Below are 26,989 nucleotides of genomic sequence, written 5' to 3'. Positions count from 1 at the left end.
TGTAGTACTAAGCGGCGAGTCCCCACAATCGTTGGTTTCGCTGGCGGATCTTGTCTTCCGGAACATCGTGTCCGTCGGCTCGCACCCGGTAGCGAACACGCCGGACCGCTAGCTCCTCGGGAATCATCACCACATGCACGACGACGGTGTACTTGTGCGTGCGCTTCGTCGATTAGCTCCAGCTTCGACGGATGACGATTCACCGCATGCTGCGCACCGTGCTGGAGAACCCTGCCATGCTCGATCGGACCCCGACCGAGGTCGTCGACCGCCGCACCGCCAGCGAGATCAGCGATACCGAGATGATGCAGGTGCTGTTGGACTGGAACTGCACCTTCGGCCGGGTCCCGGTCAGCGGCGGCATCTCGGCGGATGCGTACGAGCCCGGCAGTTGGGACGAGATCGAACGCGCCTACTGCCGAGGACTGCTGACCGACGAGGAGATCGGCCGGCTGATGGAACGCAACAAGGACGCCCTGCAGCGGGCGGCGCGGTCTGCGTGAACTCTCCGGATCCGGCTGCGGCAAGGTCGCCGCGCAGCTGGCCGCCATGTCCGTACCCGGTGGGCCGCTGCACACCAAATCCGGCATCGGCACGATGGTCCGCTTCGCGGCGCCCCCACGCCACGGGCTCCGATCCTGACCGGCGATCAGCTGGCGCGGCTGGGTTCGGGTGACGCCGGTCCTCCTACGGCGGCCGCCGGCCATTCTCTGGGGTTGGGGGTGAGAAACCCAGGACGCGGGTCAGGCTGTGAGCGAACGGCGGTCAGTTCGACGGCGCGCGGGCAGGGGTGTGCGTTGCCGATGCTTCGCGGCGCCGGATCTGCGCCAGCGCGATGGTGGGGAGCAGGGTGAGCGCGATGATGACGGTGCCGACGGCTGCTGGGCCGTCGAGGCCGAGTGGCGAGGTCAGTGCGGCGCCCGCAATCGGTGTGGTGACTGCGGTGCCGACGTTGAGTGCGGCCACGCTCAGCGCGGAGCCGAGTGTGGCCGCGGTTCCGGCGAATCGGACGGCGAGGTGGATCAGCACGCTGTTGGCGCTCAGGCCGAACAATCCCAGCAGTACGACCGCGGCGATCATCGCCTCCGACGATTCGGAGAGCAGGAAGATGGCGAGCATCAGCACGGTGGTGATCGCGGGAGTGACGATCGTGACGGCCTGCGGGCGGGTGTCACCGAGGCGTCCGCCGAGGAGGGTTCCGATGAAAGAGCCGATACCGAACCCGGTGAGCACGAGCGGCACCATGGATGCGGGCACGCCGGCCCGGTCTGTCAGCAGCGGCGTGATGAACGAGTAGACCGCGAGCACTCCGCCGCTCGTGGTGGCGCAGGCGAGGAGGACGAGCCACAACCGGACGGAGCGAAGACCGGCGAGCTGGGAGCCGAGGGACGACGGAGTGTGGTCGGCAGCGTCGGCCGGCACCCGGCGAATGACGAGAACGGTCACCAGGGCGGCGGCGAACGCCAACGCCCAAAAGGTGCCCCGCCACCCGACAATCTGAGCGAGGTAGGCGCCGAGCGGGACGCCGAGCACGGTGGCCAGCGAGCCGCCGGCGCCGACGATGCCGACCGCGCGGGACCCCAGCGTGGGCCCGGCAGCGCGGGTGGCGACGACGGCGGCCACCGCCCAGAAGGCACCCGTCGCCAGGGCGGTGATGACGCGCGCGGCCATGATCTGGGTGAAGTCGGCGCCGACCGCCACGAAGAGGTGTCCGGCGACGAAGATGGCGAGCGCGAGGATCAGCGTCAGCCGCGTGGACAGGCGCAACGTCAGCATCGTCATCACCGGCGCGCCGACGACCATCCCGATCGCGAAGACGGTGATCAGCGAACCCGCCTGGGCGAGTGAGATCTGCAGGTCCGCGGCGATGTCGGGGAGGATGCCGGCGACGACGAACTCGGTGGTGAGCATGAGGAATGTTCCCAGCGCCAGGATGTAGACGACGAGCGGGAGACGGGGGGAACCGGTCGCCGCGGTGTCGTTGCCGGACGGGTCGGGGGCGGTCAGAACGGTGTGGTCCTGCATGTAAGCCTCGTGATGTTTCGAATAGATAGTGGGTGTCGTTGCGCGCGGGCAGCATTGCGTTGTGACCGGGCGGGACCCCGGCCACGAAATAGATCGGCTGCGATTAGCGCCGGGGCCCGACGGAACGCGCGAGTGCGGTGACCGCCTGTGCGATCGGGGTCTGCCCACCGGTCGCGTCTGCGATGGTGCGCTTGAGGCCGGGGTTGGGCGGGGCCTCGACGACGAACCCGGCCAGGTTCTCGCGCTGGATATCCCTCTCGCGCAATGCGAGTCCTGCGGAGATCAGCCCGTCGCCGGCGCCGTCCAGGAAGTGGCCCGGGGCGAACGGTGACCGGAGTCCAGGCCGCGTGCAGTGAGAGAGATTTCCGCTTCTCCGTTCACTCGGATGAGGTGCTCGAATCCTCCGCCGAAACCCCTGTCGCGCTGTGGATTCAGCCGTTCACGCCGGGGTCAGTTGAGGGTGGTGGTGTCGATGACGAAGCGGTAGCGGATGTCGGAGGCGAGGACCCGTTCGTAGGCTTGGTTGATTTTGTCGGCGGGGATGATTTCGATGTCGGATCCGATGTTGTGGGTGGCGCAGAAGTCGAGCATTTCCTGGGTGAGGGCGATGCCGCCGATCATCGATCCGGCGAAGTTGCGGCGACCGCTGATCAGGGACATCACGTTCACACTGAGCGGGTCGGCGGGGGCGCCGACGTTGACGAGGGTGCCGTCGATCGCGAGGAGACCGAGGTAGGCGTTGAGGTCGATGCCGGCGCTGACGGTGTTGACGATGAGGTCGAACCGGCCGGCGAGTTGCTCGAAGGTGGCCGGGTCGGAGGTGGCGTGGTAGGCGTCGGCGCCGAGGCGCAGGCCGTCCTCCTGCTTCTTCAGGGTTTGGGAGAGCACGGTGACGTCGGCGCCGAGGGCGTGGGCGATCTTGACGGCCATGTGCCCGAGGCCGCCGAGGCCGACGATGGCGACCTTGGTGCCGGGGCCGGCATTCCAGCGGCGCAGCGGGGCGTAGGTGGTGATCCCGGCGCACAGCAGCGGGGCCGCGGCGGCCGGGTCCAGGTTCTGTGGGACGGACAGGACGTAGTCGGCGTCGACGACGACGTGGGTGGAGTAGCCGCCCTGGGTGGTGGTGCCGTCACGGTCGAGGCCGGCGTAGGTGGGGACCATGCCGTTTTCGCAGTACTGTTCGTCGCCGTTTCGGCAGTGGGTGCAGTGACCGCAGGAGTTGACCAGGCAGCCGACGCCGACGCGGTCCCCGACCTGGTGGCGGGTGACGTCGGCGCCGGTCGCGGTGACGGTGCCGACGATTTCGTGGCCGGGGACGACGGGGAAGGGTTGTGGTCCCCAGTCGCCGTTGACAGTGTGGATGTCGGAGTGGCAGATGCCGGCGTACTGGATGTCGATGAGGACGTCGTTCGGGCCGACGTCGCGGCGCTCGATGGTGGTGGGGGCCAGTGGTTGGCCGGCGGCGGGGGCGGCGTACGCGTTCACGCGCATGGCGGATGTTCCTTACTTCTGTGGTGGTCCCAGTGGTGGTGGGCGGGGCAGACTGCCGGGGCGCAGTGAGCGCGCACCGGGGAGGTGGTGTGGTGGGTGGGGTTAGCGCTTCTTGGTGCGGAGTTGGTCGGCCAGAGCACTCGCCTCGGCCGCGAGGAGCTCGGCGCGGGGCTCGTCGCCGGCGTCGATCGCGTGCCAGTAGTCGATCTTGAGGTCGACGTAGCGTTGCCGGAGGGCGATCTGCTGGGCCTCGAGTGCGAGTTGCTGCCGGCGCTCGGTGAGCAGCTCGATCTGCGCGGCGGCGGCCGCGGCCCCGTGGTGGCCGTTGGCGACGTACTCCTTCATGTCGCTGACGGACATGCCGGTGGCGGCCAGGCACGCGATCCCGAGCAGTTGGCCCAGGTCGTCCTCGTCGAAGACCCGGTGTTTGCTGCTTTCCCCGCGGCTGATCGGCGGGATCACCCCGACCGATTCGTAGTAGCGCAGTGTGCTGGCCGGAAGTCCGGTCAGGGCGGCCGCGTCCTTGATGGTGTAGTCGCGTGGGGTGGTTCGTGCACTCACGTCATCGACGTTAGGAACTTCAAGTACTTGAAGTCAAAGGTCAGATGAGTCACACCCGCTCGCTGTCCTCGGCGGATCGGCGCACTCGCGACGGATATCACTCACTCAAGAGACAGTGCCTTTCCCGCCGCGCGAGACCTTCGATCGGTGTTCCTCGTAGTCGGGGTATCCACACATCTCGGCGTCGTGTGCGGTTTCGAGAACGGGGTGGAGGATGTTGCGGACCGCCCACGTAGGACGACCGTCCACCGATCGATCAGGTCGACAGCCAGGAAACTGTCTGATCGATCAGAGTCGGATTCTCTCGGGCGAAAGTGTCAGAGCTCGCTTGCATATGGTGTCCATCAGCTCCGCGGCCCGCTTGGCGTTTCTCTCCTCGATCGCGTCGGAGAATTCGCCGTGCACTTCCGCGGTGTGAAGCATCGCCTCGACGCTTCGCCCACGGTGGAGGTAGACATCGAAAATCCCATGGATCGATGCCGTCATGAGGGAGAGTGCTCGATTGTTGGTGCCTGCCATGTCCGCAACCAATTCATGGAAGTAGTGCGCGTAGCGCACCAGATCTTCGAGGTCGGTGGCGCGACGGTGTTCTCGCACGTTGGAGCGGAGTGCCAGCAACTGCTCCGAGGTATGTTTGACGGCGGCCAATTCGGCCATGCGTGGCTCGAGAACAACTCGCGCGTCCAGCAGTTCGCGGAAAGTGACGCCGGCGGCGTTGAAGTGGAGCGTAGCCATCCGGGCGAAGTCGCGGGCAGTGAGTTCGGTCAAGACCGGGCCTCCGTTGGGTCCGGTGCGGATTGTGAGGAGGCCATGGATCTCCAGGATGCGGAGGGCCTCTCGGAGCGACGCACGACTCACGCCGCGTTGTTCAGCCATGAGCACTTCCGGCTGTAACCGATCTCCGGGCTTCATTCCCGAGCTGGAGATCTCGGCCACGATCTCCTGCGCCAACTGCTCGGCCAACTTCACGCCTCGCCGGTCTCGTGCGGGCGAGGTCAAGCTCATGCGCTAATCGCCTCCGGTCTTGTCGATTCGACCAAAGTACTGAATTGAACTCGGCGGCCGAGGGCGCGGAGGCCGAAAATCGGGACGTTCCAGCGCCCCGACGCGAGTCCAGTAGCTGATAACCACTGTAATAAACAGCCCAATATTGGACAACGGTATGCACACACGGGCAGGAACTGGCGCCATGCCGACTCCGCCCATTTCTGCATTCAGTGTGGTGATGCAGCGTTGTGGCCGGTCGCTGGTGGGTCGAGTTATGGCTCTCTGATTCTCACATTCGTCGGCGTGCGTCCCAGAGTTGATCAGATCCAAGGATCGTCGCTGACCGCGTCTCCATTCGCGTGGTGGCGGGAGGTGCAGTGCGCGCGCTCGCCGTCGCCCCTTTCTGGTGACCTACCAGAGCTGCGCCGAGATCGCGCGTCCGTCGTGGACTGCGAATGAAGGTCGAACCCGGCGTGGTTCCGTCGTTCAAATGCATGGCGGTTCGTGCGTCCAGCTGGAGGGATCCGCGCTGCATATTGGAAGCGTCCGCGCTCTGCGGCCGTCTCGGCACCGTTCTTCCTGTGCCGTCCCTTCCTCGTCACGTTGAGTATCGGCGGGGCCACACCGTGTGTGCGGTGTCGGGGCCGCCCCACTCCGTCCCGCACCAAGGCGCGAGCGCTGCCAGGTCATCGATAAAAAATATTGTCGTTCAGCGGTTTTCGTCGTGAAGAGCGACGCGCCCGCCTGTGGCCCGACCGGGCGTCCATGGATCCGGAGCGAAGCAAAAGGGGTGACACTCGCTACGTGGCTTCGGCGGTGTCGCGCACACCTGGCAGTCTTCGCCCTCGCAGTCTGTGAGCATCGTCGGGGTAGCGCCGTGTGGTGTGCTGCTGCCAGCCGCGCGATACGTCGGCCGACCTTCTATTATGAGGACGACACACTGCCGGTGAGTCATTGTTGATGTAGCCACGACGGTCCGACCCGACCTGGTTTAGAGGCAAACGAGGGGACGCGGCCGGGACCACAAGTCCAGGCGCCACCCTATACGCAGCGTGGCCTATATCGCGGGCGAAGCCGTTCACCACACGCTGGTGTCCGGCTTGGTTGGTCATCGACTTTCCGCAGAGGTGTGATCGTCGTCGACGGCACCTCTGATCATCACCTATCCGCCGGCATCGCCGCGGCCGCAGAGGTCGCGGCGTGTCGGATCGAGCGTTGATGCGCACCCGCTGAGCAAGGAGCTATGAATGAGCGAGAGTCCACCAGTCATCCTGTCCCACGACGGATCTCCCCCCACATCCGTGATGCGGATCGGGTTGGTCGCGGAGACGGTGAAGGCCGAGACGCGTGTCGCGTTGACCCCGGATGCGGTGCGCAAGGTCGTCAGCCTCGGCTACACCGTGGACGTGGAATCCGGGGCGGGTGAGCGCGCCGGATTCGACGACGCCGCCTACCTCGACGCCGGAGCGAAGATCTCGACGAGCCCAGTCTGGGATGCAGATGTCGTGGTGATGATCAACGCCCCGCAGCCCGACGAGATCCCCGCCCTGCGACCCGGCGGTGTGGTGATCGCGATGCTGGCCCCGGCGCTCGATCCTGAACGGCTGGCCGCGCTGGCCGCCCGGGGGGTCACGGCGTTGGCGATGGACGCGGTTCCGCGGATTTCGCGAGCTCAGTCGATGGACGTGCTGAGCTCGATGGCGAACATCGCCGGCTACCGGGCGGTGGTGGAGGCGGCGCACGCGTTCGGCCGGTTCTTCACCGGCCAGGTCACCGCCGCGGGCAAGGTACCGCCGGCGAAAGTCCTCGTGGCCGGTGCCGGGGTGGCCGGGCTGGCCGCGATCGCGGCCGCGAACAGCCTCGGCGCCGTGGTGCGGGCCACCGACCCGCGGCCGGAGGTTGCCGACCAGGTCAAGTCGCTGGGCGGGGAGTACCTGGCGGTCGAGGTCGCGCAGGAGAAGAGCACCGACGGCTACGCGAAGGCGACCTCGGAGGAATACAACCGGCGCGCGGCCGAGATCTACTCCGAGCAGGCCGCCGACGTCGACATCGTCATCACCACCGCCCTGATCCCGGGCCGTCCGGCCCCGAGGCTGCTCGACGCCCAGCAAGTCGCCTCGATGAAGCCGGGCAGCGTGATCGTCGATATGGCGGCCGCGCAGGGCGGCAACGTGGCCGGCACAGTGGCCGGGGAGATCGTGGTCACCGACAACGGTGTGACGATCATCGGCTACACCGACCTGCCCGCCCGGCTACCCACCCAGGCCTCGCAGCTGTACGGCACGAACGTGGTCAACCTCCTGAAGCTGATCACCCCGGGCAAGGACGGGCACCTGGCGCTCGACTTCGAGGACGTGGTGCAGCGCGGACTGACCGTCGCCCACCAGGGCGAGACGCTGTGGCCGCCGCCGCCGGTGTCGGTGAGCGCCGCCCCCGCGGCGGCTCCGCAGACCGCCGACACCCAGACCGAGCCGACGAAGGCCCCCTCCCGGTGGGCGCGAGCGTCGGTGGGGATCATCGGTGCGCTGGTGTTGTTCCTGGCCACCGCATTCGCGCCGCCCGAGTTGGCCGGGCACCTGACGGTTTTCGTGCTGGCGGTGGTGATCGGCTTCTATGTGATCGGCAACGTCCATCACGCCCTGCACACCCCGCTGATGTCGGTCACCAACGCCATCTCCGGAATCATCGTGGTCGGTGCGATCCTGCAGATCGGCACCGGCGGCGCGAATGCCGGCGGGGAACTGGTCACCGGGCTGGCCGCGGTTGCGGTGTTGCTGGCCGCTATCAACATCGTCGGTGGCTTCGCGGTGACCCGCCGCATGCTGTCGATGTTCTCGAGGAGCTGAAAAGAGCATGAGCGTTTCGACATGGACGGCGGCGGCCTATCTGATCGCCGCCCTGCTATTCGTGGTCAGTCTCGCGGGACTGTCCAAGCACGAAACCTCCCGCTCCGGTGTGGTCTTCGGTCTGGTCGGCATGACGATCGCGCTGGTCGTCACCGCGGCGACCGCACTCGAGACAGCGTCCGGTCTCGGGATCGCCTTGCTGCTGATCGCGTTGGTGGTCGGCAGCGGAATCGGGCTCTGGCGGGCCCGCGTCGTCGAGATGACCGGCATGCCGGAGCTGATCGCGCTGATGCACAGCTTCGTCGGCCTTGCCGCGGTGTTGGTGGGCTGGAACGGTTTCCTCGAAGTCGAGAGCGGCCACACGGAGCTGGCCGGGTCCCTGCTGGGGATCCACCACGGCGAGGTGGTGATCGGGGTGTTCATCGGCGCCGTGACGTTCACCGGCTCGATCGTCGCCTATCTGAAGTTGTCGGCGAAGATCCCGTCGACGCCGCTGCAGCTGCCGGGGAAGAATCTGCTCAACCTCGGTGCGCTGGCCGGGTTCGTCGTGCTCACGGTGCTCTTCGTCCTCCACCCGTCCGTGGGACTGCTGGCCGCGGTGACGGTCCTGGCGATGGGCCTGGGTGTTCACCTGGTCGCCTCGATCGGCGGCGGGGACATGCCGGTGGTCGTGTCGATGCTCAACAGCTACTCCGGCTGGGCTGCGGCGGCGTCGGGTTTCCTGTTGGCCAACGACCTGCTGATCATCACCGGCGCGTTGGTCGGGTCCTCGGGTGCGTACCTGTCCTATGTGATGTGCAAGGCAATGAACCGCTCGTTCCTCTCCGTCATCGCCGGCGGCTTCGGGGCACCCACCTCCTCCGGCGGGGCGCAGGTCACCGGGGACCACCGGGAGATCAACGCCGAGGGTGTGGCCGAGTTGCTGACCGCAGCGAAATCGGTGGTCATCACCCCCGGCTACGGTATGGCGGTGGCGCAGGCGCAGTACCCGGTGGCGGAGCTGACGCGTCGCCTGCGGGAGCAGGGCGTGCAGGTCCGGTTCGGGGTGCACCCGGTGGCCGGGCGGCTGCCCGGGCACATGAATGTGCTCCTCGCCGAGGCGCAGGTGCCCTACGACATCGTCCTGGAGATGGACGAGGTCAACGACGACCTCGCCGAGACGGACGTCGTTCTCGTGATCGGGGCCAACGACACGGTGAACCCGGCCGCATCGGAGGACCCGGGCAGTCCCATCGCCGGGATGCCGGTGCTGCGGGTCTGGGAGTCCGCCGACGTCGTGGTGTTCAAGCGATCCATGGCCACCGGATACGCGGGCGTGCAGAATCCGCTGTTCTTCCGGGACAACACCCAGATGCTGTTCGGTGACGCCAAGGAGCGGGTGCAGGACATCCTCGCCGCCCTGAAGAGTCACGCGAAGGTCTGAGTGCTCTCAGGATTGCGTCGAAACCTCGCTGCGGCAGATAATTGTCGACATCGATGCTCTCGACCAGGTGGTCGGTGCTGTGCCCGAATTGGGGACATGCACCGACCACCTGGCCTTCTCGGGAAGGGGATCGTCGCGTCCTGGTCGGCCTGACGTGCCCGTGGACCTTGTCCGTGGCGGTCCGATCGCGGATGGTGTTCGTGCAGACCGGGTCGCATATCGGGCCGGGCGGTGCTTATGCTCGATCTCGGGAGTTTCACCGAGCGAAGAGGTGCATCAGCATGGCCCGAAACAGCGGCAACCGGCCGGTCGAGGGCCCGGAGTTGACGGTCGGGGTCCGGGTGCTGGTCCGCAGAAGCGCCGGGGCGGATCTGACCGGTGAGGTGGTCGAGGATTATGCGGCGGTGACCGATCCGGGCGGTGGTGGGCACGCGTGGGCGCCAGTGCATCGGTGGGCGGTCGCGCTCGACGACGGGCGGCTGGTCTTTGCCGACACCGAAGACCTGACGATCGATCCGGGCTTTCACCGCTCCGCCCCGAATCCGAACCCGGGCCCTGGGGCGGCCGTGCGGGCACCCGGCCGGCGCCGGGGAGAATAACGGCGGCAGATCACGCCGCCCGCGGATGAGTCTGCCCCCGAGATGTCGGGATGTGCGGTTCCCTGAGCGGTGAGAAGCCCGAAGGGATCCGAGGCACCGGCCGGGCCCGGGTGTTCGGTTAGGTGCAGTCCCGGCAGATCAGCTGCGCAGCGTCGGCGAGTCGGCTGCGGTGGTGGACCAGGAAGCAACTGGTGCAGGTGAATTCGTCCGCCTGCTTCGGGAGGACGCGGACGGTCAGTTCCTCACCGGACAGGTCGGCGCCAGGAAGTTCGAAGGATTCGGCGGTGTCGGTGTCCTCGACGTCGACGGCGGGGGACTGGGTGTCCTTCCGGCTGGCGGTCAGCTGTTCGAGGGACGTATCCGAGGTCTCGTCGGATTCGGTGACTCTGGGGGTGTCGTAGTCGGTGGCCATGCTTGCTGCGTCCTTTGGGTGTTCGGATCCGCCATGTTAAGGGGTTCGCCGCTCCCACCCGCGTGCGGGCCGTGCCGTCGCGTGCCGGGTTCGTCGGGTGCGGGCGCGTTCGGCTTCGGACATGCCACCCCAGATGCCGTAGGGCTCGGTGGTGGTGAGGGCGTGGGCGCGGCAGTCGGTGAGGACGGGGCAGTCCTGGCAGATCTGTTTGGCGGCGCGCTCGCGGCGGGCGCGGCCGCTGCGGCGTTCTCCGTCGAGGGAGAAGAACATGTTCGTGTCGGTGCCGCGGCAGGAGGCGCGGTGCTGCCAGTCCTGGTCGGTGGGGTGGTGCGAGTGGTCGAGCATGGTGGGGTGGGTCGCTTTCGGCAGTCGAACGGGGTGGCGATCTGCCCGTCAGGTGCCGGCCCACTGGTCGGGGCGGCTGGCGGGCGGGGTGGTCGTTGGCGTAGGGGTCGGTGGCCTCCTGAACTGTGTGTGGAATAGGGCCGGGTTACGCACCCGGTCTGTTGTGGTCCGGAAAAGTGCTGCGCGAGATGACCCCTCGACACATCGCGTGCACATTCGCGCCGTCTTCGCCGGATGGGGCGGCGTCAGCCCGAATTCCGGGGGGTTCGGCCGGAAGCTGCCGTATCCACAGCAGTGGCAGGTGGGTGCGGTGATGCCTGGGCTCGACATCGGTGAGACCGGGAGGATTCCCGGATGCTCCCTACCTGTGCCGCCTGGCAGCGGTGCAGGGTGTGTGGTGTCCAGGGGAGTGACGCGACGCGGGGTGATGAAGGGAATCGCTGGAAAGTAACTGCGGTCACATTCGGTGCCGCGGCGTTTGTCAGCCGTTGTCGGTTATCGCGGCACGGCTGTGGGGTGAGCCCGCGCCGACACGGTGTCAGCAGGCCCGGCCGGTCCCAGTCGTGGTGATGCCGAACCGTCATGGCGCGTGAGGGCCACGGCTGGTTGTTTCTGCGCAGCGGTTTTTGGGCGGCGCCCACGACAGGGTGTGCACGAATATCGTTGGAAGATAGTGGATTACCTGAGCGGGATCGGATTGGGTCCGGTCGTGGCTGCTGGGCATCCCTCTCACCGCATGGCTGCTGTGCGGGCATGCTCGAGTGGTGAGGTGGCCGGTGCCGGTCGATTGTGCACCGGTGGTCCGGGTTCTTCGCGATACCGTCGGAACCGGCGGTCTGGCTTACGGTGTCGGTATGAGAGGTGACGAGGCTCGCGTGGTCGAGGCTTTCGCGGGGTGGTTGTCGTCTCAGGGGTGGACGGTCCGTACAGAGGGGGATGCCGTCGGCATCGTGGCCGAGAAAGACGGCCACCGGCTCTACGCCGAGGTGAAGGGTGTGTCCACGGCGCCGGGGTTGGACGTCGATACTGCGATCGGGCAGTTGGTTCGGCGGATGCCGAGCGAGGCGGATCAGTCGGTGTCGTTCGCGTTGGTCGTGCGGGACGAGCCGGGGTCGGTGGAGGCTGCGGTGCGGGCGCCGCAACGGATTCTCGATCTGTTGGGGATGGCGCTGTATGCGGTCGATGAGGACGGTGGTGTGCGGCAGCTCTTCGGCCGCGTGTGACGACTGCCCTGGGCACGAGCGAGGTGCGGTCAGCGGTGTGGAGTGGCCATCGCCGGGCCCGCGGGGGCGGGTAGCGCGGTGATGGGACGGGTAGCTCACCTTTTGGGGCGGTGCGGGGGCTGGGAGGCGCCGTTGCCCCATGCTGATTTGTCGTTGTCGTTGTCTGGGGTGTGGCGACGGTGGGGGTGCGCGATGCGGCGAGCGGTCGTGCCCTGGCCGCTGCTCTGGTGACTAGCGGAGAGGGCATGTCCCCTTCAGCGAGGCATGTGGTCGCGCATGCTGCGCGGCTAGCGGCCGTCTCGACGTCGCCGAGGGTGGCACGATTGTGATGGCGATCTCGGGGCAGGATGAGAGGCGTGAGCGCCCGGACTGCAGCCGATCTCGAGCGTGAACTCGCGATGCTTGCCTTCGTTCGTGATCGTCTCCGGGCGTCGGAGGGCGATGATGTCCGTCTCCCGACGACCGTCGTCGATCAGGTTCTCGACGAGCTGAGCAGTCTTGCACGATCGCCGCAAAATCCGAACTGATCTCCGCGCAGTATGCGGGCCGAGATGACACGCCGTCCCGCGGGTGCCTCGTGATCCCGCTGACACAATGACGCCGGGTGATGTGGTCGGTCCGCCCGACAGGGGGTGGAGTGCGCACCCCGTCGCTCGAGGCTATCTCGATGGTGTGTCGAACTGTTTCCATTCGTGTGCCCAGCGCCGCAGCCGGTTTCGGTGGAACAGTCTGTGGGCGAGGGCTGCAATTAACAGGACGGTGCCGGCGGTGAGAGCCCAGACCCCGCAGGCGGCGGTCACCGCGACCACGTCGTTTTCCCGGCTGTCGGGGATGGGGCCGGTGAGGTTGCCGTCGGCGTCGACGCTGATGGTGACGGTCTGACCGGCCTTCGCCGGGGTGTCGGTGGGGACGGCTCCGGTGCGTTCCCCGTGGGGTGTGGCCCAGCGGGCCCGGGCGGTGTTCTGGGTGCCGACGGGACGAATCGCGTACTCGGGGGTCTCGGGGGCGAGGTAGGTGTCCTCGAGCAGGACCGCCGGTACCTGATGCATGCCGGCGCGCAGTGCCTCGGTTTGGTGTTCGAGCCGGGTGTGCGTCGCGGTGCCGAACGCGGCGGCGACGGGGATCAGCAACAGAACCACGGCCGCGGTCAGCAGCACGATCATGGCCTCGAAACGGTCGCTGGCGCGCATCAGCTGGTTGCGGCTCCACGGGCGAAGCCGCCACCACCGAATCGGTGCGGTCACCGGTGCTGGTGCTGGTTCCTCCCGACGCATGGTCACCTCCAACGCGATTGCGCTTCCCCTTTCCTTCGATTGTGCGTCGGAATCCGAGGTGGCCGTGTGCGCAGGTCGGCTCGCAGGTGCGGGCAAGGCTCACCGCCAGCGTCGGCGGGGTGCTCGCACGCAGCCGATACAGCCGCCTTTACGGCTTGGAACTGCGGGTATAAGGTTGCTTATAGAGGAGGTGCGGGTTATGACGATCATGATCGACCGGGACCGGTTGTTCCGGGGCATGGCCGAGAACCGGGCGCGTGAGGTGGTCGCGCATATCGGGTTCCTCCGCAACCTGCGGCAACTGTACGAGGGCGGGGTCACCCAGACACGGCTGGCGCAAGTCAATGGTGTCAGTCAGCCGGCGATCAGCCAGATGCTCCAGCGGGCCCGCGTCGAGGCCCCGGATGTTCGTCCGGGTACCCACGGCGGCACCGCCTACGAGATCGCCGCCCGGTGCGCGGCCGGCGAGATCGATCCGGCGACGATGCGCGCCGAGCTGATCGGCTGGGACTACGAGACGCCGATGGCACTGACCGGCTACCCGGACGTCGACGATGTCCGCCCCCACGCCGAAGGCGGCTTCAACCACCAGGTCGGCCGGGCGCTCACCCATGGCTTCCTCACCGATGAGGACTACGACCTGATCCTCGACGCACTGGCCGACTGACCTGTGCCGACCCACGAATTTGAGGACCGCCGTGCCTTCCTCGCCTCACTGTCCACCCCCGGCGGCCCGCTGACGATCGACGCCCCGCACGCCACGATCAACGACCACCGGTACTTCCGCCGAATCCAGGGTGACCCGGTCCCCACCCGGGTACGGGTGCGGCTGCACGAGCGGATCCTCGCGGACTGGCGCAGCTCCCGCACGCAGATCCAGCGGAACCGGGTGTCCATCCTGATGGCTGGCCCGCCCGGCGCCGGCAAATCCACCGCCCAAGCACATCTGGTGGGAGAGCACCCGCAGGGGTGGCGGCATCTGGATGCGGACGAGTTCAAACTCCGCCTCCTCGCGGCGGCCGTCGCCGACGGGTCGCTGCAGCAGTTGCTGCCCGAGGAGCTTCGGGCAACGCCGGGGCAGCCGAGCCGGTTCTATCCGAACGAGCTGTCCGCGCTGGTGCACGTCGAATCGAATCTGCTGCTCGAAACAGCTGTTGCGCAGTCATTGTCGGTGGGGGAGAACGTAATCATCGACGGCACCATGGCCTGGAAGCCGTGGGCGACCGAGCTGGTGACCCGCCTCGAGCGGGAGCGCTACACAATTCACATCGCCGACGTCGAATCCTCCCGAGAGATTGCTACCGCCCGGATCGTGCACCGATGGCAGCAGGGCCTGACCGCCGCACTGACTGCGTCCGGCGACGACCCGGCAGCCAGGATGGGTGGGCGGTGGCTGCCGGTCTCGGCAGTCGACCGGCTGTTCACCGACACGCGGCTGCCCGACGGGAATACCGTCCCCGGGCTATCACAGGCTGAGGCGCAGACCGTCGCCTCTCCGCTGCACGGAGTATCTGTCAGTGAGGTCAATGCCCGTGAGGTCAGCGAGGAATCGCCAGCAGTGACCCGCTACGACCTGTACCGCACTTTTGCGGTGGACCGGGGACCGGAGCACATTGAACGCCGGGAACGCACTGCTGGTGGACAGTTGAAACGTACGTGGGCTGCATCGGAGACGCAGGACCCCGAGAGCGTAGAGCGCACATCGGAGCCCGACATCGACCATCGGTGACACCCCAAGGGCCGCCGGTCCTTTTTGTGTGGTCTGATGGCGGCAATTGCGTTCTCAACGCTCTTCTAATGTGCTTGTGACCAGCCTCGAGTGCTGCCGCCGAGTCGTTCGGTAAGCTCGAGGCGCCGGCGAAGACGCCGGAAGTACACGCGGGAGCGAGTTGCTGGTTTGGTCACCGGTTTGCTGCTTCCGCGGTAGACCCGCCTTCCGGGGTTGGGTCCGAGCGTGGCAGGCCGTCAATTGGGACATCATGCCTGCCACGCTTCGTCATATCGGGGGTGTGATCGGCAAGGGGAGGAATGCTTTTGGCGTACAGCGTGAGCCCGGATGCGCCGCCGTCCCGGTTGGATCCGGAGGCCGGCGCCAGCATCACACCGGTGTCGAAGTCGGCCGGCTACCGTCCGGCCGCCACGTACGCTGACCGGGCTGTGGAGCGGGATTCGGCGCGGGAGCTGGACCGGATGGTCGAGGACGCGGAGTTCACTCGAGCTCGGAAGGATCTGGAGCGTGCGTTCCCGCGAGCGACGGTGCCGGAGGTTTCCGAGCGTAAGCGGCGGGCGTTGCCGATTCCGGATTCGATTCGCCTGGGCCTGAGTTCCCGTCAGCGGAAGGTCCGGTCGGTCAACAAGCACCGGGCGCAGTCGTCGTTGCCGAAGGTCGGCTACACCGCGGTGCGGACTCTGATCGACGACCTGGAGCGCTGGAACACCGTGGGGGAGTCGTTGTCGACGGCGCGCGGTGACGCGCAGCAGCTGGAGGAGACGATGCGCTCGCAGGTGCAGCGGGTGGACCGGGCCATTCAGACCGCGGAACGGTTCAATGACCGCGGTCACATCGTGTACTGCGCCGTCTCGCTCCCACATGCGGTGCCCAGGGAGGCGGTTAATCTGCCCTCGACGCTGCAGCCGGGCTCGCGGCTGGACTTCGACCGGCACACGATGGCCACCCACGCCGTCCACGAACTCGACAGCACGCTGGGGGAGCGGGATGTGGTGTTCGAGATCGAGACCGGCCGGGGCATGTATCTGGGCCGGTCGGACTCGGTCGACGACACCGCCCATCTGCTGCCGCGGGGGATGCGTTTCGAGGTCGTCTCAGCCGGTGAGGGTCGGTACCGTCGCCCGGACGGGAGCATCGGCCGGCGGATGATCGTGCAACTACGAGACGTCACCGAGGACTAGGAGGTTGGGATGGGACTGTTCACCGACGACAAGGGCCGCCCCGAACTGGTCGTGCACCCGGACATCAAGCTGGGGCGAGCGACGTTCCGGACTGTCGACGAGAGCGAGCCGGTGGAGCAGACACCCCGGCAACGGGCCCGGCGGGAGCAACTGCGGCGAGTGACCGCCGAACGGCTGGCGAAAGAGAAAACCGGAGACACCGACCCCGAGAAGGGCCGAACGCCTCCGGCTCATCCTGTGCAACCGCAGTAGCTGATTCTAACCTCGCATCGCGAAAACACTAGAAAGCAGGTGCGGTCCGTGGATCAACGACCGGCAACGAATGAGGACATCCATCCCCTCGGCCCCGAAACCGTGAGGAGTAGTGTACCCGTGCGGAACTGCGCGACTGGGGCTACAGCGCTGTGGGCATCGACCAGCTCTTCGGTCCGGAGACCACCGGACCTGGCGGGGTCACCGGCTGGGCGCGTGCTCACATCGACCATGTCGAGGACACGGTCGTCGCCCCGGCTATTCGACTGGTGCGGGAGGGATTCGACGACGCGGAAGCGCCCGACGATGTGCTCCGCAGGGCGGGGATGTGATCTCGGGTTTCGCCGGCGCCATCGGTCTCGGTCGTTGACCGCCGGGGGACGTGTCGTCTCCGCAGGTCCGCACAGCTGTCGGTGTCGCCTGCCTCACCGTAGGGCACGCCCGGGGGTCCTGGTGTCAGGTGAGTTGCCGGAGGCGGGGCAGGACGTGCGCGAGTTCCTCGAACAGCGCCGGCCATCCGCGGCGCAGCCACGTCAACCGTCCCCGGTCGAGGTGGTTTCCGTCGAGCAGGTGGGAGAGGCGATGCTGGCTGTCGGGAACGCCGAGCTGGGTGAGCCTGTCGTAGACCGGATTGGCCGGAAGCCGATGCCGGGCGATGTGCGTCCAGACGTCGGCGGTGGTCCAGTTCCAGATCGGCCCGTACGCGATGGTGCCGTCGGCGCGGGTGATGGTCCCGTCGCGGCGGCCGCCGCGGGTGTAGAGGTGGCGTCGGGCGGTGGATTCGTCGGCGCGCATACCCCACAGCTCACCGGGCCCGAGCAAGGCGTGGGCGCGGCGGGCGGGTTCGGTGATCAGCACCTGCTGCAGGTCCACCCGTTCGGCCGCGGCGTCGGTGGGGGCGGCGTGGTCCCAGAGACCAGAAGCCGCCAGCACGTCGAGTAGTGGCGGGTCGGCGGGGATGCGGTGCAGGTCCAGTTTCCACCGGTCTGCGAGTTCGGTGAGGTAGTCGTAGGTTTCGGGGTAGTCGAGGCCGGAGTCGAAGAACACCACCGGCACATCGGGTTCGACGCGGCGGGCGAGGTCGAGGACGACGAGGGAGTCTTTGCCGCCGGAGAACGCGACGTACCCGTCATGGGCGGCGAGGTGCGCCTCGATCCGGGCGGTGATGTCCGTAATGGCTGCGGCACTGCTCTTGGCCGACGGTGCCCGGAGCCCGCGCAACGCCGCGAGATATTCAGGCCTGGGTCCGGTGTCGTCACCACAGCGGCCCAGGCTACGACCCCGCCACCGCACAGCACCGAACCGCTCCCGCGTCGACACGAGGACCCTATAGCCCATATGGGTGCTGATAGCCGGTAGACCGACACACGGAGCGGCGCGTCTCGCCCAGATCACGAATTCAGGTCGGATCAATTTTGGTGGAAGTCTGAGTTCTGTGGTAGCGACGAGTAGCTTTTCCGTGAGGTTGAGGGGGCTGTGATGGGCTCGTCTTGGTCTTGGTCTTGGTCTCGGTGTCAGGGTTGCGTGGTGCTGGTGGCGTCAGTCCCCCTGGCCAGATGGTGACCTTGCCCGACCCCGGTGATGGGCCCGAGTAGACGTGCGTTAGCTGGTCGGCTTTTAGCGTTGCTCCGGTCAGGTTTGCTCCCCGCAGATCGGCATACTCCATTACGGAATTGGACAGATCGCAGTTGATCAACTCGGCGTCAATGAGTTTCGCCCCGGTCAGGTCCGCGTCTACTAATTCCGAACCGCTCAGATACGCCTGGGTGAGATCGCTGGCGCGCAGTTGGATGCTGTGCAGCCGCAGATCTGTCCAGTCGATCTGAGTGAGATCGGCGCCGTCGAGATTGAAACTCACGTCGGGCGATGGCCAAGGGCGTCCGCCTTTTTGTTCTTTCTCTCTGATTTCCGGAAGATAGGTGTGCTCTCGGAATAGCACGATGAGCGCTTCGCGAACGGATTCTTCGCCTCGTTTGGACAGTTCGTCTTTCCAGTCGCGATAAGTGGTATTTGCGCGCAGGTAGGAGCACATGAGGTCGACGGCTACTTCTGCTTCAAAGGTGCGGGTGGGGTCGTATTCAAGCCAGTCGTCAGCTACTGCTGCCAGGGCGTATACGCCACCGATCCGCTTGGCGAAGGTCGCCTTCGCGTCTCCGAGCTGGTCGGCCGCATCCGAGTATCGTTCGTGCAACGCGCGTTCGACCTCCCGCGAGTGTGTCTGGACTCGGTTTGCGCCAGTCTCCACCGCATTAAGGACCGCCGCAATGAACGCCAAACTCGCTGCGACCACGGCACACACTCCCGCGCCGAGCACTGCCTGAGGTTGTTTGATTTCTTCGTCCCATTTCGAATGGACAAAGATCGCCCCGGCTATCACAGCGACCACTAGAAGTAGGGCAACCAATCCGATTCCGGCTCGAGCTAGCCGAACTGTGGTCATCGGTGAGGGTTTGAGCCTTTCGCCGAGCAACCCGAGGCGGCGGGAAAGTGCCCCAATCCCCGCGCCCAGAAGCGAGCTGACCACGACAATTTCAAGAGATATGGCAGCGATGACCCACCCCCCGAGATCGTAGGGTGGATCGTCTGTGGACAAGAGCATGAGGAAGGTGGCAGCCGCCAAGAGCCCGTAGAGCGCCCCGGTAAAAGTAAACAGAAGGATCACAGGAAAATGATGTCACCTGGGTCGAGTGACTCGGGGGAACACTCCGACACTGAGATCGGGAAATTAATTGCCCCGACTGGTCGATTACGCGCCCCAAGTGCAAGCCATGGTCCCATTTCTGGTGATCGGTCGATTCGAGCTTGGCGGAGACCACTGGGACAACCTCCTGCCCACCCGGGTGCAGTTGGCCACCTACAACAGCATGGATCTGTACCAGTGGTGGACCGCGTCGGCCGCCAGGTTGGGGTCGGCCCCGCGCACCGACGAACAACGCTCAGAGCTGGCCATGCTGCTAGCGAGTGAGGCGCGGCCGGTGCTAGATGGTCGTGCACCGGCGGTCCGGGTGCTTCGCGATGCCGCCCGTATCGGCGGTCTGGCTTACGGTGTCGGTATGAGAGGTGACGAGGCTCGCGTGGTCGAGGCTTTTGCGGGGTGGTTGTCGTCTCAGGGGTGGACGGTGCGTACCGAGGTGGATGTCGTTGACATCGTGGCTGAGAAGGACGGTCGTCGGCTCTGCGTCGAGGTGAAAGGTGTGACGACCGTGCCGGGGTTGGATGTCGATACCGCGATCGGGCAGCTTGTTCGGCGCATGCCGAGTGAGGCGGATCGGTCGGTGTCGTTTGCCTTGGTCGTGCGGGACGAGCCGGGGTCGGTTGAGGCGGCGGTGCGGGCGCCTCAAAGGATTCTCGATCTGTTGGGGATGGCGCTGTATGCGGTCGATGAGGACGGTGGTGTGCGGCAGCTCTTCGGCCGCGTGTGACGACTGCCCTGGACACGAGTGAGATGCATTCAGCGGTGTGGAGATGCCATCGCCAGGCCCGCGAGGGCGGGTAGGGCGGTGGATGGGACGATAGCTCACCTGCTGGGACGGTGAGGGGATTGTGAGGCGCTGTTGCCCCAATACCGTTGCCGTTGTCGTTGTCTGGGGCGTGGCGACGGTGATCCGGGTGGTGGGGGTGCGCGATGCGGCGTTGGTGGATGCCGTGGGCGTTCCAGGGGTAACCCGACCATGGCACCGGTAGAACGCACGAGCAGCGGCGGCACGACCTGTCCGCTGCTTCAGCGAATCGTTCTGAGCCGCCCTTGCAGCTTCCCCAGGGTCAGCGCCTGCGCAGTAGGCCGGTCATCGCAGTCAGCGTCAGTGCGGCAAAACCCCACGCCAGTAAGCGGAGTACTGCCAGTACGACACCCAGGGTGATCGGCCACCACCCGCTGGTCGACAGAATCCAATCGGGTCTGAGCGGCCCCGATGCCGCAGGAACGACGTTTTGGAGGGTGTATCCAATGGTGTTGAAGCACGCGTGCCCGCTGGAGTCGGTACAGACGTCGTTCGCAGTCGTCGGCAGCTGGTTAACGTTGAGGAAGTGCGCATGGTTGGTCCAGATGAGCAACCCTGCGATGATTAAGACTCCGAGCAACCACAGCACTGGAAGGAAGGGGCGGTAGCCGTATCCGACAGTCGCTGCATATATCCGCCGAATTGCCTTCGTTGTCCCGCGCGTATTTCTGGTGATCTGGCTCTCGGTGTGGAGCCTCAGTGCACGGGCTTGGTCGGGGTGTCCATTGCGCTCATAGACGTTCGCGATCTCGAACCAGGGTTGGGGTATGAATTCGGTAGATGAGGTCGTTGAGAGGTGGTCTCGTATAGCTGTCCAGTCGCTCCGGATTGGTCCCTCGATGTCGACAACTGACCACCCCGCTACGTGCAGTACTGCGTCAGCGAACGATTCTGGCTGCCAATCATCTTCCGTGTTGTGCTTTCGCGGCAACGTGAGGGTCTTGATTGTGCTTGAGGAGAGGTCGACAGTGCCTGAGATTTTCTGGGGGAGAAGGGTCAATCGTCCGACAGTCGCGGAATAGAGCCTAAGAGTTGGAGTCTCGTAAGGTTCGTGACTATTGCCGCTCAGGGTCGTGGCGAGTAGGCCAAACTCATCGGCTATCTTGGCGCCTTCGGCGCGAATTCCACCGATGGCCGTCAGAAGAGTCGCAGACAAGCTTCCATCGATCTGGACGTTGTCGAGTTCGAGTGCGTATCCAAATGGGTTGGTCAACGTGGCACCGTCCAGAAGCAGCCGCCCGTGAGTACGGGCGCCCAACATCGAGAGCGTGCCACAGGTGGCTAGGTCACGAGCCTCCACATCTCCGGTAATCCGGGTATTGCTGAGATCGAAGGCGGTGTACCCACTGGTTGCGGCTACAGAAAATGTCGCTTCATCCAAATGGAGGCCGTTATTGAATTGAGCGCCGTTCGCTGCGACATGTCCGATGGCAATCAACCGATAGGCGTGGAGGCCGTCGCTAACGTGAGTTCCACTTAGGTCGAGAGCGTCCCCATCGGGATTCATGAGGGTGGCTTCATTCAAGACAAGTTCGCCGATGCGAGCACCGATCGCACGAACTTCGCCGGTGGCGGTCACTCTCTCAGCGAACAGGCCATCGTCAAGTCGGGCGCCATCGAGGTTGAGAGCGACGTCGTCGGGGTTTGTGAGGATAGTGCTGTTTAAGACGAACCGTTCTCCAACGTGGAGTCCGATCGCGCGTATGTCTCCTGTCAGGGTTAGCTGGTCAGCATTCAGGTTTCCCTCGATCTTTGCGCCCTCAAGCCTGAGTGCCTGGCCAGCGCATTCCGACAAGGACAGGGTTGAGATCCGTGCGCCGGTAAGTGCGATTGATGAGGCGAACGCACATCGCGTGAACATAAGAGGTCTAGGAAAGACGATGTGGTTCCAGTCGATGTCGTCACGGATATATGCCCCTCGGATCTGGAGCCCTCGAGGGGCGAATGTCCTCACCGTGGACTCGGGCAACGCAAGGACGCGGCGAACGGCATTGGAGGGGATTGTGCGGGTGATGTCCCAAAGATCGGCGTGCTCCGGATTGGCGAAGGTGGGTCGGGCGTCGGCCGGAACCAGATTGACGATCTCGCCCTCTTGCGCGGCTGCTTTCAAGCGCTCGAACCACTCGTCTTCGGTCAGGGTGTCCGCCAAGAGGGCCTCTTCTGCTGTGGATGGCAGGTGTTGGTCGTGACGATTGTGCACGGTATGCCGTCGGGGTCTGCGCGGTGGGGCGAGTTTCGGGGAAGAGGCCCAAACCCTAGCGCAGCTACGAACGAGCAGATTTCGTGGCGAACAATTGCAGAAGTGTCAACGTGGTCTTGCGTGCACTACGCGAATCGTCAAGCCAGGGTGCCATGACTGCCCGTGGATCTGAGGTCCTTGCATGGTCGACTGCTGTCGATTGCGCTCACCTGTTGCTCACGTTTTCGACGAAGGCACGCCCATCGAACAGCGAATGACACCTGGTGATTAAGAGCCACCACCAAACAATATCCGAACCACCCTTGGCGCCAGATTCCGTCTGTGCCGAGTTCGAATGTTCCTTACACTCCATTTACGCTCGGAGGGGCGGCTTCGTGCTGGTTGCTAGAGAGGGGCGGTGCATGACGTGACGGATCAAGCGAGCGGACCCGGCGGTGACGCCGAATTGAGTCCGGTGGAGCGATGGTTGGCCAGTAGTAGGCCCCTCGAGTCACGCGAGCCGGAGCCTTTTGTCCCATCCGTCCCCTTGGTGGACTTGACGGTTCCGGGCGGTTTCGTCGGTGTGCCGCCGCCGCGACCACCGTCGCCGCTCCCCGCGAACTATACGCCGAACGTCGTCGCCGGATTGGTTGCGTGTCTGGCGATCGTTGTCGGCAGTCTCGGTCCGTGGGCGACATCTCTCAGTTATGGGGTGGCGGGCACCGAGGGCGACGGGGTGATCACGTTGGTGCTGGCTGCGGTGGCCGCCGCTGCGTTGTTCGCGATCTACGCGCGGGGCGGATTCACGAAGTTCGGTGATCGTTGGATTGCGCCGGTGGCCGGCGTGGTTATTCTGGTCATCGGAGTCGTCGATGCGGTGGACGTCAACGGTAACGAGGTCGAGTTCATGAACACGATGGTCTCGACTGGGGTGGGCTGGGGACTGTGGGTGGTGCTCCTGTCGGCGGCGGCGTTGAGCGCCTCGTCCTGGGTGGTCGCACGGATCGTCGGCAACCGGTAGCGGAAGACGATCGCGCCTGATCCGCCGCTCGCTTCCTGGTCGACTCGGATGCTCGGCCGCCGACCACCGCAACCATTCGCCGACACGGCCGGCACCGCGTCGACCAGCCTTGTACGTATCGGCGCGGGAAGGACGCCCACGTCACCGGATCGGGGAGGCGGCGGGTGAAACCGCAGTCACGTTGTAGCGTTTTCGCAGAGTGCGGCGTCCCGTACGTACTGTCATCTCCTGCGCGATCGCGCGCATCGACGTGTTCCAATGATCAGCGTGAAGCTCCGCGCCGACGGTTGGTGTCATTCAGGCGAATGACGCTGACCCGCAACGGCGCCACGAGAATGTCGATAAGACGTACCGGGTGTGGGCTGCCTTCGTCCATCGGGTGGTGGTGCTGGCTGAGGTGCAGGCTTCGGCTGCGGCGATCTCGCCGCGTAGGCGGAGGGGTGAGGATTTCGAGGTCGCCGTGCCGGGCGTAGGTCAATTGCATGGCGGTGACCTGGATGTCGTCGAGGGTGATCTCGTGGAGGTGCTCGACCGGTCGCCGCAGGTGGGCGTCGATCTGGTCGACGGCGAGGCAGAGGTGGATGCGGCCGGCGATGTTGCGGCCCAGTTGATTGAGTCCGCCCTCGGAAACAACCACGGACCATCGTCGAGTCCCCTTCACGGCGGTACCGAAAATCGCCTCTCGGAGCGCTGGATAGGATGCTCAACATTTGCTGAGGTGCTCTGATGCGGAGGGGATATCTATGATTACGTCGAAGACTGATCAACGCGGGGCCGCAGTGGTCGCTATCGCCGCCATCGCGGCTCTTACGTTTCCGGGGTCTGCTTCGGCGGCGGAAAGGGCGGATGCGAAGGTGGGCGTGAATGGTAACTCTGCGACGGTCACCATCAGTGTTCCGGAACCTGAGGGCGATATGCAGTGCTCGGGGCCGTGGGTGCACACGTCGGCGACTGCGGCCCTCATTGAGGCGAGTCCGCTGCTCGATCTGAAAAACCATCCTGAGCACTGGTTCAATGGTCCGCCTGTACACCCGGCCTTGGGATATCAAAGTGGTGAACTGGGCGGGAATGTCTACATCCATCTGAACAAGGGCCAGACGGGCGTAGCCAATGTTCCGGTCATCGCCGATGGTGACTATGTTGCTGGGATTCACTGTGTCAGCGCCGTTAATGGCGGTCCGGTTTCGAGGTCTCTGACATTGGAGCCGTTTACTGTGGGCTCGGGCAGTGGGGGAGCGCGGGGCTCGATGTTCGGATCGTGATCTTCCGCCCGAGGCACGTCGTGACGCAGCCAGGGCAACCGTACCCAACGTGTTCGACCGGTAAGACGGGAGATGCCGTTCCGCTCCCTCGGGCCTGGGCGGACGCTTCGTGAGATCTCACGTTTGGCCGCGATCGCAAACAACGCAACCAAATTCATATGTTTTCAAGCTGCCCTAGTTTCCTGAGGAACCCCGTTGAAGCAACCAATTGTCTTGAATCGTCGGGAGCATCCACGAGTACTCATCATGCTCCCGCTGGATCTGCGTGGTCGCTTCGAGTTCATTGAGTCATTGCCCGGAACCTATCGGGACATCGCATCACTGGGCGACGTGGAACTTTCGGAGTGGGACGCGCTGATTACAAACGCACCACTTGCCCGCCGTCCGCAGAGGGGCACGTCGGCCCTCGGCGCAGCGGTTCTGAACAATCAACCACGGATTGTTCCCGAGCATCTATGTGTTTTCACTTTTTTCGGTGATGTTGCAGGATCGGAGGCAGTTGATCAGGTTGATGGCACGGATCCCGATTCATCGCCGATTTGGCTGCAAGGGGTCGGTCACATCCCTGGCCACGAAGTCCACATGGCCAGCCGCATCTCGGACCGCCTCGAGGATCTCGTCAAACGAACTCTGATCCCCGTAGTTGAAAAGCGAAGCTATCAATTTGGTGGCCGACTCAGCCGTGAGCCCGTCGAAAACTTTGATATTCATTTAAGAGGACCGAAAGAATTGATTCTGGCCGCCAACTACAGGCGTCCGGACGGTGCATCCGTGTGGATTGTTCCCCGTGATCTACCAGATTTTGAACCGTGGTTCGAAGAAGCTCTTCGCGACTGGCACGAGCGTCACCCTGAACGATTTCCCGCGCTGCCACGGTGGACGGAGAATGCGGAGTGGATGACGCATGAAGAGCGAGTCATCGCTGACGAGATCCGCTCCGAAGAAGCGAATTTTGCGCGGATCGCCAGTGAGTATGAAACACGCCTCAACGGCCTGAAGGAACGGTTATCGGCTGCTCGTGAGGCGGCCGATGCGGGCGAGCGGGTTTTGCTCACCGGTCAGGACAAGTCCCTCGAAGACGCTGTCTGTAATGCTCTGCGAAATTTCGGCTACAACGTAGCCGAGATGGACGACAAGTGGGAGGAACGAGCGCGTCGCGAAGACTACCGCATCACCGAACCTGGCTGTGAAGGTTGGCTAGTGATCGCCGACGCGACAGGGGTGGCGAAGGGAGCCAAGGGCGGAAAGTTGCAGATTCTCGGAGCGCATGTGGAAGCTTACCTGTTCGAGGAGCGGCCGCGGCTTCGCCCCCGCAGGTGGCTGTTGGTGAATCGAGAGCTCGAAAAGGACCCGAATGCTCGTCACAAGGACATCTTTCGGTCGGACGTTCTCGGTCCCTTTGAAGACAGTCAGGGGTTAGCCATTGATACGCCTGCGCTGTTCGTCCTCAACAATGCAATCAAGTCTGGTGCTGTTTCATCGGAGTCGGTCCGAGACTTGCTCCGCGAAAAATCTGGGCAACTCACGCTTCGCGACGCGCAGGGTTGGATCGCGGGACATACGAGAGACTCGGAGGTTCCTGTCGCGCTGAAGCCTTGAGGCTTGGGGTGGGCCTCTGGGATGCCGCTGAGGACCAAGTCTGGCAGTGCCTGGTCGAAATCTGTCTGAATGAAGTGAAGCTAGAAGGTCGTGACCCTGCTGTACTCGGCCTGCGAGGTGACGGCGATTTGTTTGGCTCACGATTGGTCTGACCAAACGGGCGTTGGGCTCGACGTAGTTGGGTGTGAGCCGGGCGTTCTTTGCAGGGTGGCGGTTGTGGGTAAGTTGGGTTGTAGTGATCCACTATTTGAGTCATAATGTGAAGCGTGGATGTGAAGCGGTTGCCGGTCACTTTAGACAGCGAGGATCAAGCGGAACTCGCTGTGTTCGGCGATCCCGAACGCCTTGAGTCGGACATTCTGAAGCGATGGGCGCAGCAGCATCACATCACGGTCCGGGACAACTCCGAGTCCGGCATTGCCCGTGCGTTGTTGCGTGCTGGGGCTGAGTCCCTGCGGGAAAAGGCTCTCGAAGCTGGTTATGCGAGGCTCGCCGAGGAGCAGGCTGAGAGTGGTGAAGACCGGCGTGCTCATCGTGAGCGGTACGCGAACCGGGTCGATCGCTCGTACGCCGAATGACGACGGCATTGCGTGGACAGATTTTCTGGGTCGATATGGGGTATGGAGAGAAGCCGTGGGTCGTCGTCTCCAACAACCTTCGAAACCGCAACCTGAACACAGTGCTGGCCGCTCGAATCACCACCACCCCGAAGCCGGGTATCCCCACTGCCGTCCCGCTCGGGTCCAATGATCCGCTGGTCGGATCCATACTTGCCGATGACCTCGCTCAACTGTTCGACGACGAGCTGAAAGCAAGCAGGTCGGGCGGCGCACTGTCGCCGTCGACGACTGTCGAGTTGAACAAAGCCCTGGCTATCGCGCTCGCCCTGCCGTGACCGCGCGGCTCGAAACGCTGTGCCCGCACAGGTGGTGCGGGCACAGTGTGTAAATGGTGAACGGGCGGCGTGAAAAGTTGCTGGAGGCAAGCAGGTTAGAAAGGCGTACTGGGTGAACGCGGACAATGATGGCCGGATACCAGTCGTCGGCACACAGATCACGATCGATGGTGAATTGGTCGTCG

General features: G+C 64.9%; 29 protein-coding genes and 1 pseudogene. 17 read left to right on the top strand and 13 right to left on the bottom strand.

What is annotated here, in order from left to right:
• Nucleotides 1–10: 10 nt before the first annotated feature.
• Nucleotides 11–194: pseudogene (locus GO592_RS45030) on the bottom strand (ATPase); the annotation flags it as partial.
• Between GO592_RS45030 and GO592_RS34875 the strand changes: the two are divergent.
• Complete coding sequence (locus GO592_RS34875; protein WP_007295699.1) at nt 192–503, top strand: hypothetical protein; 312 nt, start codon at nt 192–194, stop codon at nt 501–503. The pseudogene GO592_RS45030 and the gene GO592_RS34875 sit on opposite strands and share 3 nt — an antisense overlap.
• 262 nt (nt 504–765) lie before the next feature.
• Here GO592_RS34875 and GO592_RS34870 read toward each other — a convergent pair whose 3' ends face one another.
• The 5 genes from GO592_RS34870 to GO592_RS34850 all read right to left on the bottom strand — a co-directional run bounded on the left by GO592_RS34870 (nt 766) and on the right by GO592_RS34850 (nt 5,040).
• Nucleotides 766–2,025 (bottom strand): MFS transporter, encoded by a 1,260-nt coding sequence (locus tag GO592_RS34870; RefSeq protein ID WP_007295698.1) that lies wholly within the window; start codon nt 2,023–2,025, stop codon nt 766–768.
• 103 nt (nt 2,026–2,128) lie between these two features.
• Nucleotides 2,129–2,290: a hypothetical protein gene (locus GO592_RS34865; protein ID WP_157234182.1), complete on the bottom strand. Its 162-nt coding sequence runs from the start codon at nt 2,288–2,290 to the stop codon at nt 2,129–2,131.
• Nucleotides 2,291–2,475: 185 nt separating this feature from the next.
• Nucleotides 2,476–3,516, bottom strand: a complete 1,041-nt coding sequence (locus GO592_RS34860; RefSeq protein WP_007295697.1) for an NAD(P)-dependent alcohol dehydrogenase — start codon at nt 3,514–3,516, stop codon at nt 2,476–2,478.
• A gap of 102 nt (nt 3,517–3,618) precedes the next feature.
• On the bottom strand, nt 3,619–4,077 hold the full coding sequence (locus GO592_RS34855) for a MerR family transcriptional regulator (RefSeq protein WP_007295696.1): 459 nt from the start codon (nt 4,075–4,077) through the stop codon (nt 3,619–3,621).
• Nucleotides 4,078–4,365: 288 nt separating this feature from the next.
• The gene (locus GO592_RS34850; protein ID WP_202715265.1) at nt 4,366–5,040 is read right to left on the bottom strand and encodes a FadR/GntR family transcriptional regulator; all 675 of its coding nucleotides are present in this window, start codon (nt 5,038–5,040) and stop codon (nt 4,366–4,368) included.
• A gap of 1,271 nt (nt 5,041–6,311) precedes the next feature.
• On the opposite strand from GO592_RS34850, the gene GO592_RS34845 reads away from it, so the two are divergent.
• The 3 genes from GO592_RS34845 (at nt 6,312) to GO592_RS34835 (ending at nt 9,932) form a co-directional block, all read left to right on the top strand.
• Complete coding sequence (locus GO592_RS34845) at nt 6,312–7,910, top strand: Re/Si-specific NAD(P)(+) transhydrogenase subunit alpha (protein WP_237737274.1); 1,599 nt, start codon at nt 6,312–6,314, stop codon at nt 7,908–7,910.
• 7 nt (nt 7,911–7,917) lie between these two features.
• Nucleotides 7,918–9,333: a Re/Si-specific NAD(P)(+) transhydrogenase subunit beta gene (gene pntB, locus GO592_RS34840; RefSeq protein WP_007295693.1), complete on the top strand. Its 1,416-nt coding sequence runs from the start codon at nt 7,918–7,920 to the stop codon at nt 9,331–9,333.
• Between the two features lie 281 nt (nt 9,334–9,614).
• The gene (locus GO592_RS34835; protein ID WP_007295692.1) at nt 9,615–9,932 is read left to right on the top strand and encodes a hypothetical protein; all 318 of its coding nucleotides are present in this window, start codon (nt 9,615–9,617) and stop codon (nt 9,930–9,932) included.
• A 118-nt stretch (nt 9,933–10,050) separates the two neighbouring features.
• On the opposite strand, the gene GO592_RS34830 is transcribed toward GO592_RS34835, so the two are convergent.
• The gene (locus tag GO592_RS34830) at nt 10,051–10,344 is read right to left on the bottom strand and encodes a DUF4193 domain-containing protein (RefSeq protein WP_007295691.1); all 294 of its coding nucleotides are present in this window, start codon (nt 10,342–10,344) and stop codon (nt 10,051–10,053) included.
• Nucleotides 10,345–10,380: 36 nt separating this feature from the next.
• A complete protein-coding gene (locus GO592_RS34825) occupies nt 10,381–10,689 on the bottom strand; it encodes a WhiB family transcriptional regulator (RefSeq protein WP_007295690.1) in 309 nt (102 codons plus the stop codon).
• 875 nt (nt 10,690–11,564) lie between these two features.
• Here GO592_RS34825 and GO592_RS34820 point away from each other — a divergent pair.
• Both GO592_RS34820 and GO592_RS34815 read left to right on the top strand, forming a co-directional pair.
• Nucleotides 11,565–11,912: a hypothetical protein gene (locus GO592_RS34820; protein ID WP_007295689.1), complete on the top strand. Its 348-nt coding sequence runs from the start codon at nt 11,565–11,567 to the stop codon at nt 11,910–11,912.
• Nucleotides 11,913–12,268: 356 nt separating this feature from the next.
• Nucleotides 12,269–12,439 (top strand): hypothetical protein, encoded by a 171-nt coding sequence (locus GO592_RS34815; RefSeq protein WP_007295688.1) that lies wholly within the window; start codon nt 12,269–12,271, stop codon nt 12,437–12,439.
• 132 nt (nt 12,440–12,571) lie between these two features.
• Here GO592_RS34815 and GO592_RS34810 read toward each other — a convergent pair whose 3' ends face one another.
• Nucleotides 12,572–13,186 (bottom strand): Rv1733c family protein, encoded by a 615-nt coding sequence (locus GO592_RS34810; protein WP_039950342.1) that lies wholly within the window; start codon nt 13,184–13,186, stop codon nt 12,572–12,574.
• Between the two features lie 199 nt (nt 13,187–13,385).
• Between GO592_RS34810 and GO592_RS34805 the strand changes: the two genes are divergently transcribed.
• From GO592_RS34805 to GO592_RS34785, 5 genes are all read left to right on the top strand, one after another.
• Nucleotides 13,386–13,853: a hypothetical protein gene (locus GO592_RS34805; protein WP_007295686.1), complete on the top strand. Its 468-nt coding sequence runs from the start codon at nt 13,386–13,388 to the stop codon at nt 13,851–13,853.
• Between the two features lie 3 nt (nt 13,854–13,856).
• A complete protein-coding gene (locus GO592_RS34800) occupies nt 13,857–14,915 on the top strand; it encodes a zeta toxin family protein (RefSeq protein ID WP_007295685.1) in 1,059 nt (352 codons plus the stop codon).
• 305 nt (nt 14,916–15,220) lie between these two features.
• The gene (locus GO592_RS34795; RefSeq protein ID WP_039950323.1) at nt 15,221–16,096 is read left to right on the top strand and encodes a hypothetical protein; all 876 of its coding nucleotides are present in this window, start codon (nt 15,221–15,223) and stop codon (nt 16,094–16,096) included.
• Between the two features lie 9 nt (nt 16,097–16,105).
• Nucleotides 16,106–16,348, top strand: coding sequence for a hypothetical protein (locus GO592_RS34790; RefSeq protein WP_007295683.1), 243 nt, complete (start codon nt 16,106–16,108; stop codon nt 16,346–16,348).
• Between the two features lie 152 nt (nt 16,349–16,500).
• Nucleotides 16,501–16,680: a hypothetical protein gene (locus tag GO592_RS34785; RefSeq protein WP_007295682.1), complete on the top strand. Its 180-nt coding sequence runs from the start codon at nt 16,501–16,503 to the stop codon at nt 16,678–16,680.
• A 124-nt stretch (nt 16,681–16,804) separates the two neighbouring features.
• Here the strand turns inward: GO592_RS34785 and GO592_RS34780 are convergent, their stop codons facing one another.
• Nucleotides 16,805–17,569, bottom strand: a complete 765-nt coding sequence (locus GO592_RS34780; protein ID WP_007295681.1) for a phosphoadenosine phosphosulfate reductase domain-containing protein — start codon at nt 17,567–17,569, stop codon at nt 16,805–16,807.
• A gap of 178 nt (nt 17,570–17,747) precedes the next feature.
• On the bottom strand, nt 17,748–19,010 hold the full coding sequence (locus tag GO592_RS34775; RefSeq protein ID WP_007295680.1) for a pentapeptide repeat-containing protein: 1,263 nt from the start codon (nt 19,008–19,010) through the stop codon (nt 17,748–17,750).
• 412 nt (nt 19,011–19,422) lie between these two features.
• On the opposite strand from GO592_RS34775, the gene GO592_RS34770 reads away from it, so the two are divergent.
• Nucleotides 19,423–19,770 carry a hypothetical protein gene (locus tag GO592_RS34770; RefSeq protein WP_039950333.1) on the top strand — a complete coding sequence of 116 codons (348 nt, stop codon included), beginning with the start codon at nt 19,423–19,425 and terminating at the stop codon, nt 19,768–19,770.
• Between the two features lie 340 nt (nt 19,771–20,110).
• Here the strand turns inward: GO592_RS34770 and GO592_RS34765 are convergent, their stop codons facing one another.
• Nucleotides 20,111–21,997 (bottom strand): hypothetical protein, encoded by a 1,887-nt coding sequence (locus GO592_RS34765; protein ID WP_007295678.1) that lies wholly within the window; start codon nt 21,995–21,997, stop codon nt 20,111–20,113.
• Between the two features lie 577 nt (nt 21,998–22,574).
• Between GO592_RS34765 and GO592_RS45025 the strand changes: the two genes are divergently transcribed.
• Nucleotides 22,575–23,048, top strand: coding sequence for a hypothetical protein (locus GO592_RS45025; protein WP_007295677.1), 474 nt, complete (start codon nt 22,575–22,577; stop codon nt 23,046–23,048).
• Nucleotides 23,049–23,310: 262 nt separating this feature from the next.
• Here GO592_RS45025 and GO592_RS34755 read toward each other — a convergent pair whose 3' ends face one another.
• The gene (locus GO592_RS34755; protein ID WP_007295676.1) at nt 23,311–23,685 is read right to left on the bottom strand and encodes a hypothetical protein; all 375 of its coding nucleotides are present in this window, start codon (nt 23,683–23,685) and stop codon (nt 23,311–23,313) included.
• 106 nt (nt 23,686–23,791) lie between these two features.
• Here GO592_RS34755 and GO592_RS34750 point away from each other — a divergent pair, with 106 nt between their 5' ends.
• From GO592_RS34750 to GO592_RS34735, 4 genes are all read left to right on the top strand, one after another.
• Entirely contained in the window at nt 23,792–24,310 is a 519-nt protein-coding gene (locus GO592_RS34750) for a hypothetical protein (protein ID WP_157234181.1), read from the top strand.
• Nucleotides 24,311–24,505: 195 nt separating this feature from the next.
• Complete coding sequence (locus GO592_RS34745) at nt 24,506–25,909, top strand: hypothetical protein (RefSeq protein WP_157234180.1); 1,404 nt, start codon at nt 24,506–24,508, stop codon at nt 25,907–25,909.
• 266 nt (nt 25,910–26,175) lie between these two features.
• Nucleotides 26,176–26,487, top strand: a complete 312-nt coding sequence (locus GO592_RS34740) for a hypothetical protein (RefSeq protein ID WP_157234179.1) — start codon at nt 26,176–26,178, stop codon at nt 26,485–26,487.
• The gene (locus tag GO592_RS34735) at nt 26,484–26,804 is read left to right on the top strand and encodes a type II toxin-antitoxin system PemK/MazF family toxin (RefSeq protein ID WP_039950319.1); all 321 of its coding nucleotides are present in this window, start codon (nt 26,484–26,486) and stop codon (nt 26,802–26,804) included. The genes GO592_RS34740 and GO592_RS34735 overlap by 4 nt, the downstream gene beginning before the upstream one ends.
• The last annotated feature ends 185 nt before the right edge of the window (nt 26,805–26,989 follow it).

The sequence above is a fragment of the Rhodococcus sp. 21391 genome, from assembly GCF_016772255.1.
GTDB classification, from domain to species: domain Bacteria; phylum Actinomycetota; class Actinomycetes; order Mycobacteriales; family Mycobacteriaceae; genus Rhodococcus_F; species Rhodococcus_F opacus.
The sequence above is the reverse complement of the archived record's forward strand: the minus strand, read 5'-3'. Positions and strand labels throughout refer to the sequence as shown.

Coding starts and splice junctions, on each gene's coding strand:
- pntB (WP_007295693.1), top strand. CDS start 7,918: ATGAGCGTTTCGACATGGACGGCGGCGGCCTATCTGATCGCCGCCCTG.
- GO592_RS34825 (WP_007295690.1), bottom strand. CDS start 10,689: ATGCTCGACCACTCGCACCACCCCACCGACCAGGACTGGCAGCACCGC.
- GO592_RS34860 (WP_007295697.1), bottom strand. CDS start 3,516: ATGCGCGTGAACGCGTACGCCGCCCCCGCCGCCGGCCAACCACTGGCC.
- GO592_RS34845 (WP_237737274.1), top strand. CDS start 6,312: ATGAGCGAGAGTCCACCAGTCATCCTGTCCCACGACGGATCTCCCCCC.
- GO592_RS34790 (WP_007295683.1), top strand. CDS start 16,106: ATGGGACTGTTCACCGACGACAAGGGCCGCCCCGAACTGGTCGTGCAC.
- GO592_RS34875 (WP_007295699.1), top strand. CDS start 192: ATGACGATTCACCGCATGCTGCGCACCGTGCTGGAGAACCCTGCCATG.
- GO592_RS34835 (WP_007295692.1), top strand. CDS start 9,615: ATGGCCCGAAACAGCGGCAACCGGCCGGTCGAGGGCCCGGAGTTGACG.
- GO592_RS34810 (WP_039950342.1), bottom strand. CDS start 13,186: ATGCGTCGGGAGGAACCAGCACCAGCACCGGTGACCGCACCGATTCGG.
- GO592_RS34735 (WP_039950319.1), top strand. CDS start 26,484: ATGACGACGGCATTGCGTGGACAGATTTTCTGGGTCGATATGGGGTAT.
- GO592_RS34830 (WP_007295691.1), bottom strand. CDS start 10,344: ATGGCCACCGACTACGACACCCCCAGAGTCACCGAATCCGACGAGACC.
- GO592_RS34805 (WP_007295686.1), top strand. CDS start 13,386: ATGACGATCATGATCGACCGGGACCGGTTGTTCCGGGGCATGGCCGAG.
- GO592_RS34750 (WP_157234181.1), top strand. CDS start 23,792: ATGATTACGTCGAAGACTGATCAACGCGGGGCCGCAGTGGTCGCTATC.
- GO592_RS34870 (WP_007295698.1), bottom strand. CDS start 2,025: ATGCAGGACCACACCGTTCTGACCGCCCCCGACCCGTCCGGCAACGAC.